This window comes from Micromonospora sp. SYSU B005 (assembly GCF_055362685.1).
The window spans coordinates 1-880 of record NZ_JAXCFU010000063.1; the positions used below are offsets into that span (position 1 = coordinate 1).

Sequence of the window (880 nt, forward strand, 5' to 3'; positions counted from 1 at the left end):
CACCACCAGCCGGATACCTCATGCCTCCGACCTACCGCCCACATCGACCCAGATCACGCAGACACGCCGACGGACGTCAGCCTTTCAACCTCTGTAGCAGCTCACCAGTGCGAAGCTTTCCGCCTCGTTGTCGAAGTTCGCGAACGTGCGCAGGTTGCTCACGGAGGTGTTCTTCGAGATGGTGATACGGGTGCCCGAGAAGCCGTCGTTGTCGTACAGCACCGCGCACTTGCTGGTGTTGTTGATAACCGAGCTGATCTCGTTGTCCCCGTTGAATCCGTTGATCTCGTACCGGTCATTCGAGATGGTGCCCGGGACGTAGTCCACGTACTTGCTGCCGGTGTATCCGAAGTCTTCCCACATGCAGATCCGGCCGCTGGAACAGGTTCCCGCGGCGTACGCCGGGACAGCGAACCCGGCCACACCGAGGACGATTCCTGTTGAGGTGGCGGCCAAGAGCCGCTTGACACGGTGCGACATGTCGCTCCTTCTGCTGTAAGTGGAGAGGGGCGTTGCCCGCCATCCACCTTCGACTAAAACCTATTTCTCGCGCCTCAGAGCGTGCCGAACGCTGCTGCAGTCAACATTCGGTAAGCCGAAAGGTGAGGTGCCCTTGACTCGGGTGGAGATTCGGGGCAGGGCTAGCGGCGAAGATTGGCGGTCTCGTGCCGGTCGAAGCCGATGCTGGGCACATGCCCAGGAGTCGCCATATGGTCGAGCCGATCAATGCGGCAACGTCTGCTCAACGTATCCCCCGTGGATGTAGCAGTGCCGAGGTCAATGAGCTCTTTTCATCGTGATCAAGGGCGGTTGACCAGGTAGGCGGGGGCGGCGTGTCGATTGTCCGGATAGGACGAAGCTCCCGGTAGGACAGCAGTCG

Annotated in this window: 1 protein-coding gene; it reads right to left on the minus strand. The window is 60.6% G+C overall.

Going from position 1 to position 880, the window contains the following annotated elements; genetic code table 11:
- Nucleotides 1–84: 84 nt before the first annotated feature.
- The gene (locus SM452_RS30375) at nt 85–480 is read right to left on the minus strand and encodes a peptidase inhibitor family I36 protein (protein WP_463841223.1); all 396 of its coding nucleotides are present in this window, start codon (nt 478–480) and stop codon (nt 85–87) included.
- Nucleotides 481–880: the final 400 nt, after the last annotated feature.

What these genes read in the sequence shown, in the direction of transcription:
- SM452_RS30375 (WP_463841223.1), bottom strand. Translation starts at nt 480, where the DNA reads ATGTCGCACCGTGTCAAGCGGCTCTTGGCCGCCACCTCAACAGGAATC.